This window comes from Clostridium felsineum DSM 794, assembly GCF_002006355.2.
GTDB classification, from domain to species: domain Bacteria; phylum Bacillota; class Clostridia; order Clostridiales; family Clostridiaceae; genus Clostridium_S; species Clostridium_S felsineum.
This window is the reverse complement of sequence record NZ_CP096980.1, coordinates 3,369,453-3,389,850: the sequence shown is the minus strand read 5'-3', so window position 1 is coordinate 3,389,850 and position 20,398 is coordinate 3,369,453. Positions and strand designations below refer to the sequence as shown.

Sequence of the window (20,398 nt, the reverse complement as noted above, 5' to 3'; positions counted from 1 at the left end):
ATCTTATGAAAAGGAGCATAGTGAGTATGATCAAAACTGAATTTGGGAATTTTGATGGAGATAGTTGGGAGGAATTATGTCAGGTATGTTTTGAATTGAAATATGGAAATGAAGGGTATCAGGAAATGGTTGCTCATTCTAATGGAGATTTGGGCATTGAGGGATTCACAAGAGCAGGAAAAGTATTTCAATGTTATTGTCCAGATATAGAGTATAGTGCAGATGATTTATATGAAAATCAACGAGATAAAATTAATAAAGATTTGAATAAATTAATAAAATATAAGGATGAATTGGAAAAATATTTAGTTGATGTAAAAATTAAAACTTGGCATTTTGTAACACCTTATTTTCATAAAAAAGACATTGTAAAATATTGTGCTAACAAAGCAAAAAAAATGAGAGAGTTAAATTTAAGTATCCTTGATGAAAACTTTGATGTATTAATACATAATGTTAATTTTATTGCAAGAGAGTTGCCAGATGCATTAAATATGAAAAAAATAAAAATAAATGTTAATCTTGCTGAAGAGATAAATAGTAATGATATAGAACAATTTAAACAATCCGATGTCTGTGGAATCAATAATTTAGTTAGAAAAAGTGCTATGATAATTACAAGAGAAAGAATTAGGAATAAATATATTGAAAGGCAGTTGAATAATTATTTAAAGGGAAAAAAACAAATGGATTTATTAGATTCACATTATAAGTTTATTTATGAAAAAATAATTAATATTTTATCTTCTTTTGAAGATGAAGTGGAGGATATTTGCATTTATGAAAGTGAAGAAAAGGGCGGAAGAGAAATATTAGATGTAATAGAAAAAAAATTTGAGCAGAGACTTATTTTAGAAATAGGCGAAAATATTGATAGAGGATTAATTGATTCAATAAAAAGGTATGCAATTTCAGATTGGCTAATAAGGTGTCCATTTGAAATTGATGTGGAGGAATGTAGATGAATAGAAAAATTACTATTAAATTAAAATCTAAGCCTATATCTATATCTCCAGAGTATAGATTTGAGTATAAAATAAGTATGCTTGTAATAATATTATATTTTTCTTGTAGGAATAACAAGGGCTCTATAAAAAAAATTAACTATATTATGAATTCGTTATGTACTTATAGATCTATGATGAATATGGAAAAAATAACAAAGGCAGTAGATATTCATTGTGATTTTGATAAAACGCTTAATAAGGTTTTAAACCTTGCTATAATAGATGATCTTGTATGCATTAAAGAAGGACAAGTAGTTTTGTTAAATAATGGCATGAAGTTAGTGCAATTAATAATAGATAATAGGTTGTTTGTAGATGAATTATGTTTATTAGAAAAGAAAAAGAAAAATTTTATTACAGAGAGTATACTAAAGTGAGGGGAATGTATGTTAAGAATAAATAAATTGGTTATAAAAATATACTACAAAGATAATAAGGGAGACATAAAATCAGTTTCCCCAACATTAGTGTTTAAAAATGGAGTTAATTTTATATGGGATATGGGAAAAAATTCAGTTGGAAAAAGTACATGTATAAATTCAATATTTTATGCATTAGGAATAGAAGAGTTGTTAGGGGCCAAAGGTGGAAATACGATGAAACCTGTTCTTAATAGGAGTGTTGAAATAGATAGTAGTAGATATACAGTATATGAAACTTATATTTTGCTTGAAGTAGATAATGGAGAAAAAATTGTTACTATACGAAGAGGTGTAAAGGGTGTTGAGTGTGATACAAAGTTGGTGAGAGTCTACAATTCAAATATAAATAAAATTGATGATAATGTTAATTATAGTGATTATTTTTTACATGATTCGGGGGCAGCACAAAAGGAGATAGGATTTCATAAATTTTTAGAGAAGTTTGTTAATATTGAGTTACCAATAGTGTCATACAATAACGATAGGAGTGGTAAATTATATTTGCAGGCAATTGCTAATTTATTTTTTATAGAACAGATTGGTGGATGGACAGGTTTTAATGTTCAAAAGGTGTATTATGGTATAAAAAATATTGAAAAGATATCTATAGAATACATTTTGGGGTGTATTATTACTGATGTAGATGAAAAAAGAAGTAAATTAAAAAATGCATTAAAGGAAGAAAAAGATAAATGGAAATGGACAAATCAAAGAATTAAAGAAAGTTTGTTAATATTAGGAGATCATATAGAAGGATTAAGTGATGATGTTAAAATTTTTGACAAAAATGGTTTGGAAAAAATTAAAATTTCAGGTAAGTCAATAAATAAAATAAAAAAGAATTTGATAGAACAAATTGAAAGAATAGAGTCGTTAAAAAATAAAAGCATAAATGAAAATATAGAGAATATATCAAGTGATTTAAAACATTATGAAGATGAATTAAATAATTATGAACGTAATATTGAGCATCTAAAAAATGAATATAGTATAAAAAGGGTTTATTACCAGAGTTTATTAGATCAATTAAAAGAAATAGAATTAAAAATAAGAAGATATGAAGACATAGTAAAATTAAGAAAATTAGGTTCAGATGCAAAATTTGGTTTTTTAAAGTCTAGATGTCCTGTTTGTGATAATAAATTACAAGAAAGTCTTTTACCAAAAGAAATTAATGTAGATATTATGAGTAATGAAGATAATTTAATATTTATTAAAGATGAGAAAAAAATAATTGAAATAGCGATTAATGAGTGCTTAACTTGTTTAAAACAATTCCAGATTAGTATTGAGGCAAAAGAAAAAGCGACTAATAAATTGAGAAACAGAATTAGAATTGCCAAAAGCGATTTAACTGGAGTAAATGAATTACCTTCTGAAACTATTATAGAAAAGAAATATTCATATAAAGAAAAACTCAATAAGGTATTTGAGGTGGAAAATAGTGTTGAGAAATATTGGGATGATTTAAGTATTATATATACTCAAATAAATAAATTAGAAAAGAGCATTAAAGATTTAAAAAACACAGGGTTGAGCGATGATGATCAAGAAAAAATAAATAAATTTCAAACTAATTTTAGAAAATTATTGAGGGAATTTGGGTATACAAGCACAAATATAAATAGTATAAAGTTATCACCAGATAAATATTTACCAATTTGCGATGAATTTCATCTAATATATGATTCAGCAGGTAGTGATTTTATAAGGGCAGTATGGGCATATTTATTATCCTTATACAGTACGTCTAAGGTATCAGGTGGAAATCATCTAGGCATATTTGTTTTTGATGAACCGTTTCAACAACAGGTATCAGAGAGTTCTATAATTAAATTTGTAAACAGATTAAAAGAATTAAAGTGTCAGTCAATAATTGCAACATCAATTTCGATAGAAGAAATGCAGCAATTTAAAAATGATGATATAAATATCATTACAATAGAAAATAATTTTATAGAGTTAGACAAATAGAATAAAGTTATATCACGAATAATAAAGTTGTGTTAATAATAGAAGAAGAAATCTTCTGTTACTGCACAACTTTTTTTATTTGAGAGAAAAAATAGAGAGAAGAAAAAGAGAACAAAACCCCATTAATCAACGGTTGAAAAGGACTAGAGGAGAAAATGAGAAGAGAAAAAGAGAGGAAAAAGCCCCTATACCTTACCCATTAACCCAAATATGAATGAAAATCAGTCAAGTGCAACACGACATTATTAAATTTTATTGTCACCATTTTTTATGTATATGCGGAAGGAAAAGTGGAAATCATAACACGACTTTAATGTTTGTGTACAATAACATCTTCATTGTTTCTCGGCTTTTTTTATTTTTAATTGAGAGGTGATAATAGATATGCCAAGTGAACAAGAAATGATGGATTTACATCTAAGGAGGATGATGGAATCCATGCAGTATATTTGTCTGGTTCAAGAGTAGATTTCAAATGTGGGTTGATAATAAGTCAGTATATGATTTTTTAACCAATGATAAAATTCATAATTATGAATGGAGCTTAATTTAATTGTAGAGTGGCTGTGTAAGAATAGAAATAATATTATTAACGAAACACAATTTTCGTTGACCGTTGAAGCAAATAATGCAATAGAGTTTTACAACAAGAGTGGAGATTTTGATTCCGATGATGATGAATTTGATTCGTGGTATAAAAAAAGACAAGATTGGTATTTTAGACACTCATGGTATAGCAATAATGGAGGGTCGTATTTAGCAGATATTATTTTTAGACGGGTTGATGATACTATAGGAATAGCATGGGGAAATTCGGAGTTATTCAATGGCATAAAGTTTAATAATCCTAAAGCGATATACTATGTATATGTATCGTTTGAATTATTTCTAATGGAAAGAGAAGTGATAGTTATTTTCCTTAAAACTAATTTAGAAGTGATATAATATATGGATGAATTTACAAAGCAAGTTGTTAATTTAATTAATAGCGAAGTAGAGAAAAGAGCAGATAAAATAGAAACTATAGAAAGCTATTTTAGTTTAGATAAAGGTAAGTTAGATGTGAAATAGATGAAAATAAAGAATGAGTTAAGTTTTGGAAATAATTTGATATTTACTTTAACATTCTTTTATCTTATAATTTAAGCTTAGAATATTACAAATCCCACTTTTACTACAAAATATAGTTGATAAAATAATATTATATTATACATACCCTATATGGAGGCGTCTTATATGCGAAATACATATTTTTTAATGATTTTAGTTATTTCAATAATTGTATTGTTAGTTTTAGCTATAAAGGTACTAAGAAATAAAAATAATGATAAAGTTTCATTATTTTTCTCAATATTCTTAATAATTATTATATTTAGAGATGTAGCAGACGCCGCACTATTTTGCTTTTCAACAAAAAGCAAAGTACTGATAAACGTCCTTATTTTTATAAGAGAAGGTACAAACCCATATGTACCAATAGTGTTATTATTTATGTGCATTGCTTATGTTAATTCCGAAAATAACTTTTTTACATTCAAATATTTACGCTATTTAATTATACCAATTATAAGTACAATAATGTTATTATTAAACAGCAGATACCATTTGTTTTATCGTGAATATAATATGGACGGTTCTTTTACGTGGGGGGCATATGGGCTTTATATTCATATAATTTACTCGTATATATGTATATTATATGGATTTTATTTATTATTAAAACATTCAATTAAACATAGTGGTTTTTTTTCAAAACAAGTGTTAGTTTTTATATTAGGGTTACTTCTTCCATTAGTAGTTAATGTAAGAACCGCATTTATCGGCAATTTTACTCCTGATGATTCAATTATTTTTTCTCCAATATCAGTAATTCTATGTTGGATAGCGATTTCACGGTATGGATTTTTCAATATAAAACCTATAGCATTAAGGACAGTTATAGATAATATTCAAGATTCATTTATAATATGTGATATTAATTTAAAAATAATTGATTATAATAAATCCTTTGAAAACTTATTTTGTTCTACAAAAATTAAAAGAGGCGCAAATATAGATGTTTTAAGGGAGAAAATATCTGATAACAACTTACAAATAGTAGATGATGTAACAAAAGCTTTAAAGTTAGGAATGGAAGAAACTTTTACTCATAAATTAATTTTTAAACTTAAGGAGAAATGTTTTCAAGTTCAATATACTCCTATATATGAGTTCAACAGAAGGCTTGGAAGTATTCTACTTTTAAAGGATGTTACTGAATATATAAAATTTACTATTGAATTAAAAAGACAAAACAAAGAAATTACAGAATTAAATTCAAAACTAAAATTTTTAGCAGAGAGAGATGGGTTAACAGGACTTTATAATAGAAGATATTTTAACGAGTTATTTTATAATGAAATGTACAAGCTACAACATTATAATAATGATGATCAAATAGATATTGGAATATCTATTATTGATATTGACAATTTTAAAAGAATAAATGATACCTATGGTCATATAGTTGGTGATGAGATTCTAAAACAACTTGCAGAAGTAATAACTAAGAATGTCAGAAAAGAAGATGTTGTTTGTAGATATGGCGGAGAAGAATTTGTAGTTATATTTATGATACTATCTTCAAAGGATATGGTTTGTATATGCGAAAAAATTCGTAAAACAATTGAAAAATTTGATTTTTATAATAGTGTATCACCTAACAAACCACTTCATATTACTGTTAGCATTGGTGTCGCAACATACTCAGAAGATTATAACGGAAACAAAGATGATATTTTAAAGGCTGCTGACGATAAGTTATATAAAGCAAAGAATAACGGAAAAAATCAGGTAGTATCGTGAACCCATTTTCTTCTATATATAAATAAAAAGGGGAGCGTGTGAAGAAAAGTCTGTAAATAAAAATAGTAAGGCTTTCTATAGTAAAATAAAAATCATAGGAGCCTTTTATTAGGGCAAGAAAAAAAGATATTTATACTACAAATGCAATCGAAAGTCTCAACAGTACATACCGTAGATTAAATAGACAAAGGACTGTATTTCCAAGCGATACATCACTTTTAAAAACTTTGTACCTTGCTACTTTTGAAGCCACAAAAGAGTGGCGTTTACCACTAAGAGATTGGGGTAAAGTGTATGGTGAATTATCCATTATGTATGAAGGACGACTTACTGAATAAAAAGCTACTCGCATCTATAGGTGCGTGGAAGTGATTAATATTGAAGAAAATAAATATGAAAACTAAAGTAAATGATAAAACTTTTGATGAAGGTTTTAAAGAATTTATATTGGAATGCTGTGTTATGAAAAATGTGAGTTCCGAAGAACTCACATTGATTGTATAATTAAATTATGCCTGTAACTAAATTACACACAAAAAATTATAATCAATTTAATGATAATTTGCAACTTATATTACCATTAAATTTGGAAAACTTAATACCAGAAGATGATTCTGTTCGTTTGCTAAGCTATTTATTGGAGGGATTAAATTATAAAAAATTGTACAAGGCGTATTCTTCCGTTGGAAGAAAATCAGCAGTCGAACCAAAAATCATGTTCAAAATAATATCCTATGCTTATTCTCAAAATATTTATTCAAGTAGAAAAATAGAAAAAGCATGCAAAAGAGATATAAATTTTAAGTGGCTACTTCAAGGCTTTAAAGCACCTGATCACGCTACTATAAGTAGATTTAGGAAAAAATATCTTTCAAATGAAGTGATTGAAGATTTATTTTATCAACAAGTTAACTATTTGGCTAATGAAAAAGAACTATTATTTGAAAATGTATTTATCGATGGTACTAAAATTGAGGCAAATGCTAATCGATACACTTTTGTTTGGAAGAAAGTTATTTATAAAAATGAAGGCAAGATGTTTGATAAAATTGCTGCGCTTGTTGAAACTATTAATCTTGAAAACTTAAAAGGGTTTACTATTGAAAAAGAAACTTTGATAGATGATATAAACAAAATTCTCAAATGGCTTTTATTTGAAAAAGACAAAAGAAATATAAAGTTTGTTCATGGAATCGGAAAAAGAAAAACTGCAATTCAAAAATGGGTAGAACAACTATCACAATATAAAGAAAGACAAGAAAAATATAATTTAAGTAAAAAAATATTTTCCAAAAGAAATAGCTACTCTAAAACTGATACAGATGCAACTTTCATGCATATGAAAGATGATCATATGAGGAATGGTCAATTAAAGCCTGCTTATAATGTACAAATAGCGGTTGATAGTGAATATATAACTGGTGTCGGAATATTTGATGATAGAAATGATATAGCAACATTAATACCAATGATCACCAATATGCAAGAAAAGATTGGTCACAAGTATGTTAATGTAGTTGCAGATTCTGGTTATGAAAGTGAAGAGAACTATTTGTTTTTAGAATCCAATAATCAAGTTCCATATATAAAACCTCAAACTTATGAGAAGTGGAAAAAAAGAAGTTTTAAAAATGATATAAGTAAACGTGAGAATATGAAATATCATGCTAAAACTTATACATATACTTGCCAAAGTGATAGAAAATTAGTCCCATCATATATTATTCATAGAAAATCTGCAAGTGGCTATACATCTGAGGTTACTGTTTATGAATGTGAAAACTGTGATAACTGCACTTTGAAATCAAAGTGCACAAGAGCAAAGAAGAACCGAAAAATGCAAGTTTCAAAGACTTTTATTGAAAAGCGTAAAGTATCCTACAACAATATTATAACTGAGTTAGGAACTAAATTAAGAATGAACAGATCTATTCAAGTTGAAGGAGCATTTGGAGTTTTAAAAAGTGACTATGAATTTAAAAGATTTTTAACACGTGGAAAAAGTAGTGTTAAAACTGAATTTATTTTGCTTTGTTTTGGATATAACATTAACAAATTACATTCAAAAATCCAAAATGGAAGAACCCAAAAATATCTTCATGAATTAAAATCCATTTCCTAATTATGGAACAATATAGTTAGGTTTATTTTAGTGCGCCAAAATCTTATGGAAATTCAAATAATTGATGTATTATTTAAAATATTGGGCAATTTTATAGCTTAAATAAAAAAAGAGCATCGCTCATGATTAAATTTTGATTAATTTTAATCATTTTGCGACACTCTCTTCATTTGGATTTTTAGATTATATAAATTTATAGTACACAAACTTTAATGTTTTAATAATTCATTCCATGTTCCCCAGCCAACAATACCGTCAACCTTTAAACCATAATGTGATTGAAAATTTCTAACAGCATTGTATGTTTCTTGTCCAAATATACCATCAACACTAGTATAAATAAGAGGTAAAAAACCAGCAGATTGTAGACGATATTGAACTTGTAGAACAGCGGTTCCTTCATCACCCAATTCAATATATCCACCACTGCCAAGTATTTCAGAAGCATTTCTACTATCCCAGGAACTGCGAGGTTTTGACGCTGTAGTGTTTTTAACAAGAACTTTTTGAGATGTAGTAATATCAGATTTATTTATCTGTATTTTAGTATTATTAGTAGATGCAAAAACACTAGAAGAAAATAATATAGTAGAAACAATGCCTAAAGATAAAGCTTTTAATTTTAAGCTTTTCATTTTAATCCCCCCCTAAATTTGATAAAATATGTTTTGAATATGAATAAAGCATACAACTTATTAGAATAAATGTAAAATACTGTATTTAAATGCTCTCTGTTGTAATTATTTAAGTAGGACAACCTGTGGCAATTAAATGTAAAATACTTGAATTACATATATGATATAATGGTTGAAAAATTTTGTTGTTTGATTTTTATAATAAATAATAATTGAATTGAAATCTATTTATTCGATTTAAACAGTAAAAATGCAAATCCAACATTATTTTAAGTAAAGTCTTAATTATATGTGCAGTTTTTGTGTGTTTTAAGAGTTTATCTACATTAGGATAAGGAGCTAATTACAGTTGAATAATATATGAAAACAAATGTAATAACTTATATAAAATTGTAATATAAATTTCATATAACCTATTATATCATGGAGGGTATATGGAAGATGCAAAACACCGCTTCACAATGATTTTAGCAGATGAAAAAAGAGAAGTTGAAGAACTAAAAGAAATAATTAAAGAAAGAAGTAATTTGAAAGGAAATATAACAGCTATAAAGGATAATTTAAAGGATATGGAAAATAAATTAAAAAGCATAGATGATAAAGTTAAGAATAGAATAAGTAAAATATGCCAAATAGATGAGGAAATTAGAAATTTAAACTTTGATGTGCAGTGTAGTAATGTAGATATTATGATGCAGATTATAATAGATAATCTACCAGATGAGTTTTTGACGGAATGTAATAATGAAGATGAGAACTTAAATATTTTAAAAAGTATTAATATATATCATACCAACAAATATGAAACTTCTTTAAGAAAGAAAAAAGAATCGTCCGTTTATGCTGGAAGAATTACTATAAGTTCAGACAATAATCAGTTTAAAGTAAATGTGGCTTTAGGAAAAAGTGACAAGGATATATTGAAACAAGAAGAATTCACCACATCTAATCTCAATAGAATATATAAAATAATTGTGTGGATCAATACAAATCTTAATTATAAGGAATAGCAATAATATGGTGGTAAATTAAATTTTACTGCCTATTTTTTATTAATTATAATCCTAAATTTCAAGAAAACTTAATCAACATGATATTTAAAATCTTCAGAGATTAAAAAGCTAAATCCCTGATTTTTTATCCTTTAAACAAGTATGAAAATTTGTTGCCAATAATCATAATATGTGATAATGTGTTAATATATACAAAATAATGTAAAAAAGGATAAATAAAAGGGGGATCATCTATGAGGAAAAAGCAAAAAAGTACTAAACAATTTTTTTCCTTATTAATGATTATGTTTATGGTAGCTTCATCTATTGCTACTATACCAGTAAAGGCAGAAAAAAGTAAGAAAAGCTATAAAGAAAAATTTTCTGCTGACAATAAAAATTCGGAAAATTCTAAAATAAGCACCACAAATAATACTATGCAAAAGCAAGATACATATGATACTACTAAGGACTCAGATCATGATGGACTTTCAGATGCACTTGAAAAAATCTATGGAACAAATCCCAATAAGTCAGATACTGATAGTGATGGCATAAGTGACTATATAGAAATAAAACTTAACCTAAATCCATTAAAGAAGGACACAGATGGAAATGGTATAAACGATGGGGCAGAGGATACTGATGGTGATGGACTTAGTAATTTAGAGGAGATAAAACTAGGAACAGACTGCACAAAGAAGGATACTGATGGAGACGGTCTTTCGGATGGAGATGAAGTTAAGAAATACCATACTTCACCATTATTAAGTGATACTGATGGTGATGGTATTTCAGATGGAGATGAAGTTCGTTTGGGATTAAATCCATTAAAAGCTTGCTCTGACGGTGTTACGAAGGATAGTGAGCGAAAAATCAAACAAAATTTAAGTAGTAACAGAATTGCAGATTCATTAAAAGACAATAGTAATTTATGTGTACCAGCTTTATCGGGAGCTTTAGCCAAGGTACTTGATAATGAAGTATTTTTGGACGAGTATAATAATGATGTGCTCAGTAAAAATCGTGCTGTTATTGGCAAACCAATTAAACTAGAAACTTTATTAAACAAAGATAGTGAATTAAAGCTTAGTTTTTCTTGCGGTAAGTTTTTAGCTAATAATGATGTATCGAATTTAAATAAGCTTGCTATTTATCAGTATAAAGGCAATAGGTTCATTCCTTTAATTACAACTATAGATAAGAAGAATAAGTCTTTGTGTACAGATATTTCTGGCGAAGGTGTATATTTTGTACTTGATAGTGAACAATTTTTGGATAATTTGGGTATGAATCCTTTAGAAAAAGTAAAGAATCATGCAAAAACTAAGTTTAGTTTACAAGGTATAAAAAAAGATACAGCTATAAATTCAAATGACAATACAAGTAAATTAGCTGTAGATGATGGTACTTGGGTTTTATTAAGTGATTATCAATATGTTAAGCTGAAAGGACCAGTTTCTCCAACCAGCGGTACAGATTCAGATGGAGATGGAGTTAGTGATTATGATGAACTTGGAGCACCGGTTGAGGAGAATTTAACTCCAGCGATTGAGGGGCTTCTTCAAGTGAATGGTGTTCCTAAAGATTATTATTCAGGTAAGACAAGCATTGAGGTATACCAGTATAAATCGAATCCTGTTTTACCAGACACTGATTATGATGGAAAAAATGATAATGTTGATTCAAATCCTTTAGACAATTCATCTTCAGGGACATTACATACAGATTATGCTGATTCTAAGGTTTCATATACAATGGATTATAGGGATTTCTTTCAAAGTAATAGTTCATACTCAAGAAATATAGGAACAATATCATCTCTTTACTCTTCAGTTGTATATAATGGAGATAATTACTCAGGTATGGATATAAAAGCATACATGAATGATAATGGTATTTATGATGTGCACGATTATAATTTAGCTGATATGTATAGTGACGCAGATTTATCTGAAGCATATATTGGACATAGAAAAGTTTCATATAATGGACAAACGAAAGAAGTTATTGCTGTAATTGTAAGAGGTACAAATGGAACAATTCAGGAGTGGTCAAGTAATTTTGATATAGGAACCACTGATGATTATTATAAATATCCTGATTGGACGGTTGAAGATAACCATAAAGGTTTTGATGTGGCTGCAACCAGAATACTTAGATGTTTAGAACAATATGAAAATCTTGGATATACGGACAAATCAGTAGATACAGCATATTGGGTAATGGGACATTCAAGGGGAGCTGCAATAGCTAATATTATTGGTGCAAGATTAGAAAAGGAGTCTAAAAATGTGTATACATATACTTTTGCGGCTCCAAATACAACGACTGCTTCTGATGCTGGCAGTTATGTAGGAATATATAATATATTAAATACAGATGATCTTGTACCATATCTGCCAATGACTGCATGGAAGTTTACTCATTATGGAAAATCTGTTTCTACTAGTATAGCAAAAAATTACGAAAAAGAATGGGAGAATTTAACCGGTTGTAAAAATGAGTTTGGAATAGTAGATTACAATAATGATGCAATAGGTATGGATAATACTATTAAAAAATTATCTGATATTATGAATAATAGAAATGAAGCTTATGAGTATACAGGTTCTTTAAATGATATGACTATAAGAAATTATGGAACCTCTAAGGAAAGTCGAGAGAATGCTATAGCGAAGATACCCGATAATGCACTGCCATATTGTACTATTACTAGGTATAATGGATTCTTGTGCGCTGGCTGGGATTTTACAGTTTGTCAGCAGCCAGAATATTTTATGCAGGTGTTATCAGCATTTATGGCAAATAAAATAGATGCTGCAAGGTTTGCAGTGGAGCTTAATACAGCTAAAAGATACGAAGATGCCAAAATTGCTATTATAAGGTCAGGCTTAGGAGGTATAGCAAATCCACACTATACTGAATCCTACTATTTATTGTCTACGCATACTTATGCCAGTTCTTTTAATTAGAGGAGAACTAAAGCACTGAAAAGGGGATAGTGCAGTGAGAAAGTTTGTAATATTTTATACACTTGATGTGATATGGATTGTATTTTTCTTGTCATTAGCTATTATGAAAAATTTATCGACTCAAACAGGCTTGCTAGCAATTGAAGATTTAGGAAGATTTGTTTTGTTTTCAGTATTGTGTTTTGTAGGTATTATAGCTTTTGTTATTGTAGTTATAATTCAGCTCGTGTATATGAAGAAGAAATAATTCATATAAAAAACAGCGGTAATGTATAATATAATCCCTCCAAAGTAGTCTTATGTCTACTTTGGAGGGATTATTTATGCCTAAAATTAGATCATGTATTTACAGTTTAATAATTATAAGAATAAGATTTTAAGTGATATAAATGAATTTTTAAAATACGGTAAGAGAATAATAAAACTATTAAAGAAGATTTGCAGCTATATCCTAAAATAAATAAGAAAATAGTTCACAAACACATAATTTTTAAGTTGAAAAAATAAAGGGATTATTAGGAGGAGCGTTATGGTTAGTAATTTTAAGACATCAGATAAAATAGGTGATATTGTTACTGTCTTTCCAGGGGCAAGTAATTTGTTCTTAGAGTATAGAATAGATTTTTGTTGTGGGGGAAATAGGCCATTAAAGGAAGCTATAAAAGAGCAAAAGCTTGATGAAAATAAAATATTAACTTTGTTAAATGAAAGATATAAAGAGTTTCAAGAAAAGAATGAGGAGTTTACAGATTGGGCTAAGGAAAAGCCAAGCAAACTCGTAGATTATATAGAAGGTACACACCATGCATATTTAAAGGAAGAACTACCTAGAATAAGTGAACTTGCATTTAAAATATTAAAAGTACATGGTAAAAATCACGAAGAACTTTTTAAAGTTCATAAGCTGATAAACACTTTAAGAACAGAGCTTGAAGAACATTTAGTAAAAGAAGAAGAATTATTATTTCCACTTATAAAAGAATATGAAGTAGAGAAAACTAATCATAGTAGAGAAAGGGTTCTAAATCTTTTAAATGAGCTTGAAAAAGAGCATACAGGGGCAGGAGATATAATCAAAGAATTAAGGGAAGTAACAGAGCATTATATTGCCCCTAAGGATGCTTGTAGAACCTTTGAATTAACCTATAGAAAACTAGGGGAATTAGAGCAAAATACATTTCAGCATATTCATCTTGAAAATAATATTTTATTTAAAAACATATAGTGGAAGGAATGATGGTCATGTCATTTAAAATTAGTGATACAGTTACCTGGGTTGGGAAAATAGATTGGGAGTTAAGAAACTTTCATGGAGAGGAATACTCTACACATAAGGGCTCTTCATATAATTCATATCTGATTAGAGATGAAAAAACTGTACTTATGGATACAGTATGGAAACCTTTTTCTAAAGAATTTTTAACAAATCTAAAAAATGAAATCGATTTAAATAAAATTGATTATATAGTTATGAATCACTCTGAAAGCGATCATAGTGGTGCACTTGTAGATTTAATGAATGAAATACCTAATACACCAATTTATTGCACAAAAAGCGGAGTTAAGATACTAAAGGGACACTACCATAAAGTTTGGAACTTTGTAGAGGTGAAAACAGGAGATACATTAGATATAGGTAAGAACAAACTGACATTTGTAGAAGCAAAGATGCTTCATTGGCCGGATACTATGTTTACATATTTGTCTGGTGAAAATATTCTATTTAGTAATGATGCCTTTGGACAGCATTATGCGTCAGAGCTTATGTACAACGATAAAGTTGATCAGGCAGAATTATTTCAGGAGGCAATAAAATATTATGCGAATATTTTAACTCCATTTAGTAAATTCGTTGTAAAGAAAATAGAAGAAGTAGTGGGTTTTAATTTGCCAGTTAATATGATTTGCCCTAGTCACGGTGTAATATGGAGAGATAACCCATTACAAATAGTTAATAAGTATATGGAATGGGCAAAAGATTATCAGGAAAATCAAATTACTATAATTTATGATACAATGTGGAACTGCACGAGAAGGATGGCTGAAGGAATAGCAGAAGGTATAAAAGGTTTAAATAAAGATATTACAATAAAGATTTTTAATTCATCTAAAAGTGATAAAAATGATATTATTACGGAAGTATTTAAATCAAAAATAGTACTTGTTGGCTCATCAACAATAAATAAAGGAATATTATCTTCAACAGCAGCAATATTAGAAATGATTAAAGGACTTGAATTTAAGGGAAAGAAGGCAGCGGCCTTTGGTAGTTATGGCTGGAGTGGTGAATGTGTAAAGGTTATTACAGAAGAATTAAGTAAGGCTGGTTTTGAGATAATAAATGAAGGTATAAAGGAATTGTGGAATCCAGGTGAAGATGGGTTAAATAGGTGCAGAGACTTTGGAAAGAATGTTATAGGGAAAATATAAGCTCTGTACATTTCTAAGGATTATAAAAATAAGTATAAATATAATGTGTAATAAATATTTTTTGTTTAAAATACACATTAATCTAGTAAAAAGTTGTGTAAGCAATGAGGAAAAACTTTGAGGCTTGCACAACTTTTTTGATGTTTTGGGAATTTTGTATGGAGTAGATAGTACAAGCGATTATAGGAAAACTATTGATAAAAGTGATAAAATGGTACATAAGAAAGCTTATTTGAAAAGGCAAAATGTAAAACGGAATATTTTAATAAAAGGGGATTTGATAAAGTAATGCATGCTAATAAATATTTGGAAAAGGGACTTGGAATTAAAATAGAGGAGAATATTTCTGACCTGATTAATGCTGAAGTTTCTTTTGTGAAATTTCCGTGTAAACATATTGTACTGCTAGAAGGTATGAAATCTATAAACCTATATTTTATTATCAGTGGTATAGTTAGAGGATATTATATTGATGAGCAGGGAAATGATGTTACAAAATGTTTCAGCAGCGAGAATGAATTTTTTTCTTCTGAAGGATTACGGACAGGAAGTATTTCATCATTTACAATTGAGTGTTTAGAAGATTGTCATTGTATTCAACTTTCATACGAATTGGTACATAGAATTATGAAGAAAGATGAAAAATTTAAAAATTTATTTATTAACTTGTATCTAAAGGAAGTTAATAAATTGGAAAACAGAGTTAAAAATTTAACCTTGATGAATGCAGAAGAACGATATATTGATTTTTGTAAACAATACCCCAACTTGTATGAAAGAATTGAATTAAAATATATTGCATCATATATAGGTATCAGAGCTGCATCTTTAAGCAGAATAAGGAATGGAATGAAAAATACTTCTTTTAATTAACATATGTGAATTACTGTAATATTTTTTTCTTCTATAATCATATGTGAAGAAGGGAGTGTTTACGTATGAAATATGTGTTGATCACAGGAGGGACAAGTGGTATTGGACTTGAACTTGTGAGGAATTTTGCTAGGGATGGATACGGTATAGTTGTTGTTTCTTCCAATAGTGAAAGTCTCAAAAAGGTTAAACAAAAATTAGAAAATGAATTCGATGTAAAAGTAGTGACCTATGAGCAGGATATGGGAAAGATAGGAGCAGCAACACAATTATATGGTAGGATAAAAGAAGATAATTTAGATATTTCTATACTTGTGAATAATGCAGGAATAGGATTGGTTGGTTCCACAGATAGAATAGATTTACAAGATGATGAAAGTATGATGATATTAAATGTTATAAATCTTGTAGAACTCTGTAAATTGTATATTTCTGATATGTATGATAAAGGAAAGGGTAAAATTTTAAATGTTTCGTCTATTGGAGCATTTCAGCCAGGACCATATACTAGCACATATTTTGCAAGTAAGGCTTTTGTGTTGAGTTATAGCAGAGCAATTCGTTATGAAGCAAAGAAAAAAGGTGTACAAGTTTCTACGTTATGTCCTGGTGCTACAAAAACGAACTTCTTTCATAGGGAAGGAACAATAACTCCACGAAGTGCCATGACAGCCGAAGAAGTTGCTGTATATGCTTATAAATTATTCATGAAAAATAGGAGCGTTATTGTTCCAGGATTCACAAACAGAATAAAAAATTGGCTTCCTGTAAAGCTTAAAATGATGTTTGTTGCAAAAATGAAAAGTACAGAATAAGCAATAAAATATAAGGATTAGCTTAAAATTGATAACAAATAATAAGATAGATTGTACTGGGATGATTTTCTATAAATAGAAGTCATCTTTTTTTAGTCTACCAAGTATTGCAAAGCTTTACAGCTATCGACATTTAAGGCACCATTCTAAAGCTTATTCATATCATATATAATAAGCAGCTTTTTTATTTTTCTAAAATTATAAAGAGAGGTAATTCAGTTATGGAAAATTATATTTATGGTGTTTTGGGTTTAGTTATAGGCTTTGTGGTTCCAATAGTGGTAAAAAAGGTTAAAGCAGGTCTTGGTGTGGTTGAAAGTAAGATAGGTGAAGCTGAATACAATGAATGTAAACAATTCTTGCTTCAATTAGCAAAGCTTCATCCAGAAGATTTTGCAGAGGAAAAGATAACAGATTTATTAGACAAATTGGATAACAAATATGGAGATCATTTAACTAGAGCACAAATAAAAGAGATAGTTGATTTTGTTGTCAAAACTATTGAGACAGACGTAGCTAAAGAATTAGTAAGCAAATAGGCTAAGGGTAATCATAGGGTGGAGACTCTATGATATCCCACTTAAGCATTATTTTAAAGTTGTTATACAAAAATTAAATAGATAATATTAGTTATTTATATGATATTCTATATTTAAGATTTTATTTGAATTGAGGGTGAAATAATGAGCTGTAATAAAGAAAAGGATATTTTAGGTAATTGGAAGTTAGCTAATGGACAAGGTACTCTTAATATTGAAAAATTAGGTGAAACATATAAGTGTACTTGGAGCATAGAAGAGGAAGACCACCACCACGAATACTTAGGAATCGGAATATTTGTCAATAATAAATTATTTGTATCAAGATATTCAAAGAAAGTTCCCATGGCCGGGGTGGGTATGTACAAGCCGATAGGTGATTTTAGATCAAATTCAGCACTTTGGGCTTCAACGCAGAATTTTGATACATTGGGTTCAGGAATTGCTATAAGACAAGAAACAAATGAAGGATTTGAAGGGGATTATAAAGTGAGATATTTTATAAAAGAATACGAATCTCCTATTTTTGATTTGAAAATTATAAAAAAGAAACAAAATGATAATTTATACGATTTAACTTGGTCTATACATAATAAGGTTCAATTACATGGAGTTGGAATAATTCATAATAAACAAATGTTTCTTGCTTATGGAGGAATAGATTTTCAATATGAAGTAGTAATTTTAAGCAATGTTAATGAAAGTGAATTAAATAGCAAAGGAGCTTTAATAACTAACTCTAGTATTAATGATGAAATTTATATAAGATAGTTAGTATATTATTTAGAATTAAACGATGAGGGTGTAAATATTTTAAATTAACACAATATGTACACATTGTTGTAACCTAATTGTCACAATGACATATTAATATATAAGTATAGTAGTTAATAAATCAAAATTAATAATATATGAGCAGTCAGTTTGTTCCCCCTTACTGGCTGTTTTTTTATTGTATTTTATAATAATAAGAATATTTTTAATATAAAGCTAATATTTATTAAAGAAATAAATATTAGCGGAGTTTTTATGTATTTACCATATCTTAGGGGAAAACAGAATGAATTATTAGCTTTAGTAGAACTTATTAATAATAACCTTTTGTCATCTAAAATAGTTCCAATAATTGAACCTGTAAATTTGAGCAATTCGACAACTAACTATTTAAATAAAATTATAAAAGATAATAAGATTTGTTTAATTCACAATCCTAAAGTTGGAGATTTGGTTAATGAAACTATTGATGAAAAATTTATAGATATTCTTAACAATAAAAATACAATTATAGGGCACATAAAAAATAGAAAGTCAAAGGATGAAATAAATAAGCTTACAAAAAATATTGAAAATAAAAGTTTAATTATTATAGATACAGAAAATAAGATAGAGCAATATTATGATTATTTAAGAGATATATCACAAAAAAATGAAAATAAAATAATTTTAAAGGATAGCTTTAATAAAGAAAAAAGAAATTCCGATTATAGTGAATCCGAAGAATATTTTTCGAAAACACATTTAGAATATAAAAAGAATGGATATATGGGTTTTTCAGATTACTCAGTAATAGGGAGAACTTTTAACAAATCGGGATGGCCACCCTATGCAGTTGTTATACACATAGTGTTTTTTGATAAAGATAGTAATTTAAAAATACGTCATTTTATATCAGATTCCAATAATGACAATAAAAATACAAAGATGAAGTTTTTTGAAGCATGTAAAAAGCTAAAAAAATGGTCGATTTACAATAATGCACAAACATTAGGTGTAAAAGAGATAATAAATTATTATTATAATAATCATTATCCGGGATTAGGAGTTATAAAGAAATTATCAATAATGAATCATTTAGAACTTATGGGAAGATATTTAGATAAAGTATAAAGATTGAGTTTATTTAGGCTCAATTCTTTTTTTATATAAATAATAAGGTAAGCTTACAAGAGTAAAAAGAACAATTTGCATATTTTGGTGATATAATTAAAAAGTGAAATTAGAAAAATGTTATTTATACAATAAGGAGAGAGACAATGGGATTTATAAATAAATTAGTACAAGGAAGTTTTGATGAAGATAAAATTGTTGGGCAACACAGCCGTTTAAGGAAATATGATACAGAAATTGAGCCTTATAATAAATATATGACTTATAACAAAAGTAGCAAATATCCAGATGATTTTATAGTATTTGATTTTGAAACCACAGGCTTAGATACAAATACTGACAAGATAATAGAGATTGGTGCAATAAAATATAGAGGTAATAAAAAAGCAGATGAATTTATTACATATGTAAATCCCGAAAGGCCAATTCCGAGGAATATAGTAACTTTAACGGGAATTAGAGATAGTAATGTTAAAAATGCACCTACAATAACTAGTGTGCTTTCTAAATTCATTGATTTCATAGGTGAAGATGTATTGATTGCTCATAATGCAAAGTTTGATATGAGGTTTTTGCTTAATAACGCTTATAATTTAGGTTTAAAGAAACCTAAAAACGAAGTAATAGATACCTTGAATCTCTCTAGAAAATATATGAAAAATGAAAATGGAGTAAGACCAGAAAACTATAAGCTTATTACTTTAAAAGAATTTTTGGGTATAAAAATAGGCTCTCATAATTCGGCAGATGATTGTATAGTTTGTGCTGAGGTTTATAAAAAATGTAAAAGTATAAAAGAAAATTTCAATAATTGATAAACAGGCACCTAGTATTAGATATTTTACCCACAGTCAATTTTTAAAAATAAATGTATAATATTGCA

General features: G+C 28.0%; 19 protein-coding genes and 1 pseudogene. 19 read left to right on the top strand and 1 reads right to left on the bottom strand.

The genetic code is table 11. From position 1 onward, the window contains the following. Window positions 1-26: 26 nt before the first annotated feature. The 8 genes and pseudogenes from CLFE_RS16165 (at window position 27) to CLFE_RS16135 (ending at window position 8,369) form a co-directional block, all read left to right on the top strand. Entirely contained in the window at window positions 27-965 is a 939-nt protein-coding gene (locus CLFE_RS16165; protein WP_077894426.1) for a hypothetical protein, read from the top strand. Next, the gene (locus tag CLFE_RS16160; RefSeq protein ID WP_077894425.1) at window positions 962-1,384 is read left to right on the top strand and encodes a hypothetical protein; all 423 of its coding nucleotides are present in this window, start codon (window positions 962-964) and stop codon (window positions 1,382-1,384) included. The genes CLFE_RS16165 and CLFE_RS16160 overlap by 4 nt, the downstream gene beginning before the upstream one ends. 9 nt (window positions 1,385-1,393) lie before the next feature. Continuing rightward, entirely contained in the window at window positions 1,394-3,403 is a 2,010-nt protein-coding gene (locus CLFE_RS16155; protein ID WP_077894424.1) for a coiled-coil domain-containing protein, read from the top strand. A 537-nt stretch (window positions 3,404-3,940) separates the two neighbouring features. Further along, window positions 3,941-4,348: a hypothetical protein gene (locus CLFE_RS16150; protein ID WP_077894423.1), complete on the top strand. Its 408-nt coding sequence runs from the start codon at window positions 3,941-3,943 to the stop codon at window positions 4,346-4,348. Between the two features lie 3 nt (window positions 4,349-4,351). Continuing rightward, window positions 4,352-4,474 carry a hypothetical protein gene (locus tag CLFE_RS24300; RefSeq protein WP_284738942.1) on the top strand — a complete coding sequence of 41 codons (123 nt, stop codon included), beginning with the start codon at window positions 4,352-4,354 and terminating at the stop codon, window positions 4,472-4,474. A 165-nt stretch (window positions 4,475-4,639) separates the two neighbouring features. Next, on the top strand, window positions 4,640-6,247 hold the full coding sequence (locus CLFE_RS16145) for a histidine kinase N-terminal 7TM domain-containing diguanylate cyclase (RefSeq protein ID WP_169850983.1): 1,608 nt from the start codon (window positions 4,640-4,642) through the stop codon (window positions 6,245-6,247). Window positions 6,248-6,366: 119 nt separating this feature from the next. After that, window positions 6,367-6,585 (top strand): annotated as a pseudogene (locus CLFE_RS16140) (transposase); the annotation flags it as partial. 173 nt (window positions 6,586-6,758) lie between these two features. After that, window positions 6,759-8,369: an IS1182 family transposase gene (locus CLFE_RS16135; RefSeq protein ID WP_077894420.1), complete on the top strand. Its 1,611-nt coding sequence runs from the start codon at window positions 6,759-6,761 to the stop codon at window positions 8,367-8,369. A 209-nt stretch (window positions 8,370-8,578) separates the two neighbouring features. Here the strand turns inward: CLFE_RS16135 and CLFE_RS16130 are convergent, their stop codons facing one another. Next, entirely contained in the window at window positions 8,579-9,004 is a 426-nt protein-coding gene (locus tag CLFE_RS16130; RefSeq protein WP_077894419.1) for a peptidoglycan-binding domain-containing protein, read from the bottom strand. A 434-nt stretch (window positions 9,005-9,438) separates the two neighbouring features. On the opposite strand from CLFE_RS16130, the gene CLFE_RS16125 reads away from it, so the two are divergent. The 11 genes from CLFE_RS16125 (at window position 9,439) to CLFE_RS16075 (ending at window position 20,330) form a co-directional block, all read left to right on the top strand. Further along, complete coding sequence (locus tag CLFE_RS16125) at window positions 9,439-10,014, top strand: hypothetical protein (RefSeq protein WP_077894418.1); 576 nt, start codon at window positions 9,439-9,441, stop codon at window positions 10,012-10,014. A gap of 236 nt (window positions 10,015-10,250) precedes the next feature. Then, a complete protein-coding gene (locus CLFE_RS16120) occupies window positions 10,251-12,971 on the top strand; it encodes a lipase family protein (RefSeq protein ID WP_077894417.1) in 2,721 nt (906 codons plus the stop codon). A 34-nt stretch (window positions 12,972-13,005) separates the two neighbouring features. Then, window positions 13,006-13,218 (top strand): hypothetical protein, encoded by a 213-nt coding sequence (locus CLFE_RS16115; RefSeq protein WP_077832597.1) that lies wholly within the window; start codon window positions 13,006-13,008, stop codon window positions 13,216-13,218. A 282-nt stretch (window positions 13,219-13,500) separates the two neighbouring features. Further along, window positions 13,501-14,196: an iron-sulfur cluster repair di-iron protein gene (ric, locus tag CLFE_RS16110; RefSeq protein ID WP_077894416.1), complete on the top strand. Its 696-nt coding sequence runs from the start codon at window positions 13,501-13,503 to the stop codon at window positions 14,194-14,196. A 17-nt stretch (window positions 14,197-14,213) separates the two neighbouring features. Continuing rightward, window positions 14,214-15,401 (top strand): anaerobic nitric oxide reductase flavorubredoxin, encoded by a 1,188-nt coding sequence (locus CLFE_RS16105; RefSeq protein ID WP_077894415.1) that lies wholly within the window; start codon window positions 14,214-14,216, stop codon window positions 15,399-15,401. Between the two features lie 288 nt (window positions 15,402-15,689). Continuing rightward, window positions 15,690-16,274 carry a Crp/Fnr family transcriptional regulator gene (locus CLFE_RS16100; protein WP_077894414.1) on the top strand — a complete coding sequence of 195 codons (585 nt, stop codon included), beginning with the start codon at window positions 15,690-15,692 and terminating at the stop codon, window positions 16,272-16,274. A gap of 65 nt (window positions 16,275-16,339) precedes the next feature. After that, window positions 16,340-17,089, top strand: a complete 750-nt coding sequence (locus tag CLFE_RS16095; RefSeq protein ID WP_077894413.1) for an SDR family NAD(P)-dependent oxidoreductase — start codon at window positions 16,340-16,342, stop codon at window positions 17,087-17,089. 221 nt (window positions 17,090-17,310) lie between these two features. After that, a complete protein-coding gene (locus CLFE_RS16090) occupies window positions 17,311-17,628 on the top strand; it encodes a hypothetical protein (RefSeq protein WP_077832600.1) in 318 nt (105 codons plus the stop codon). A 144-nt stretch (window positions 17,629-17,772) separates the two neighbouring features. Further along, on the top strand, window positions 17,773-18,399 hold the full coding sequence (locus tag CLFE_RS16085) for a hypothetical protein (protein WP_077894412.1): 627 nt from the start codon (window positions 17,773-17,775) through the stop codon (window positions 18,397-18,399). A 258-nt stretch (window positions 18,400-18,657) separates the two neighbouring features. Next, the gene (locus CLFE_RS16080) at window positions 18,658-19,515 is read left to right on the top strand and encodes a sce7725 family protein (RefSeq protein WP_139356194.1); all 858 of its coding nucleotides are present in this window, start codon (window positions 18,658-18,660) and stop codon (window positions 19,513-19,515) included. 146 nt (window positions 19,516-19,661) lie between these two features. Next, window positions 19,662-20,330 carry an exonuclease domain-containing protein gene (locus tag CLFE_RS16075; protein WP_077894410.1) on the top strand — a complete coding sequence of 223 codons (669 nt, stop codon included), beginning with the start codon at window positions 19,662-19,664 and terminating at the stop codon, window positions 20,328-20,330. The last annotated feature ends 68 nt before the right edge of the window (window positions 20,331-20,398 follow it).

Bases quoted from the DNA above. Each gene is read 5' to 3' on its own strand.
- CLFE_RS16105 (WP_077894415.1), top strand. From the start codon at position 14,214: ATGTCATTTAAAATTAGTGATACAGTTACCTGGGTTGGGAAAATAGAT.
- CLFE_RS16100 (WP_077894414.1), top strand. From the start codon at position 15,690: ATGCATGCTAATAAATATTTGGAAAAGGGACTTGGAATTAAAATAGAG.
- CLFE_RS16120 (WP_077894417.1), top strand. From the start codon at position 10,251: ATGAGGAAAAAGCAAAAAAGTACTAAACAATTTTTTTCCTTATTAATG.
- CLFE_RS16075 (WP_077894410.1), top strand. From the start codon at position 19,662: ATGGGATTTATAAATAAATTAGTACAAGGAAGTTTTGATGAAGATAAA.
- CLFE_RS16085 (WP_077894412.1), top strand. From the start codon at position 17,773: ATGAGCTGTAATAAAGAAAAGGATATTTTAGGTAATTGGAAGTTAGCT.
- CLFE_RS16165 (WP_077894426.1), top strand. From the start codon at position 27: ATGATCAAAACTGAATTTGGGAATTTTGATGGAGATAGTTGGGAGGAA.
- ric (WP_077894416.1), top strand. From the start codon at position 13,501: ATGGTTAGTAATTTTAAGACATCAGATAAAATAGGTGATATTGTTACT.
- CLFE_RS16130 (WP_077894419.1), bottom strand. From the start codon at position 9,004: ATGAAAAGCTTAAAATTAAAAGCTTTATCTTTAGGCATTGTTTCTACT.
- CLFE_RS16155 (WP_077894424.1), top strand. From the start codon at position 1,394: ATGTTAAGAATAAATAAATTGGTTATAAAAATATACTACAAAGATAAT.
- CLFE_RS16095 (WP_077894413.1), top strand. From the start codon at position 16,340: ATGAAATATGTGTTGATCACAGGAGGGACAAGTGGTATTGGACTTGAA.
- CLFE_RS16090 (WP_077832600.1), top strand. From the start codon at position 17,311: ATGGAAAATTATATTTATGGTGTTTTGGGTTTAGTTATAGGCTTTGTG.
- CLFE_RS16150 (WP_077894423.1), top strand. From the start codon at position 3,941: ATGGAGCTTAATTTAATTGTAGAGTGGCTGTGTAAGAATAGAAATAAT.
- CLFE_RS16145 (WP_169850983.1), top strand. From the start codon at position 4,640: ATGCGAAATACATATTTTTTAATGATTTTAGTTATTTCAATAATTGTA.
- CLFE_RS16160 (WP_077894425.1), top strand. From the start codon at position 962: ATGAATAGAAAAATTACTATTAAATTAAAATCTAAGCCTATATCTATA.
- CLFE_RS16125 (WP_077894418.1), top strand. From the start codon at position 9,439: ATGGAAGATGCAAAACACCGCTTCACAATGATTTTAGCAGATGAAAAA.
- CLFE_RS24300 (WP_284738942.1), top strand. From the start codon at position 4,352: ATGGATGAATTTACAAAGCAAGTTGTTAATTTAATTAATAGCGAAGTA.
- CLFE_RS16080 (WP_139356194.1), top strand. From the start codon at position 18,658: ATGTATTTACCATATCTTAGGGGAAAACAGAATGAATTATTAGCTTTA.
- CLFE_RS16135 (WP_077894420.1), top strand. From the start codon at position 6,759: ATGCCTGTAACTAAATTACACACAAAAAATTATAATCAATTTAATGAT.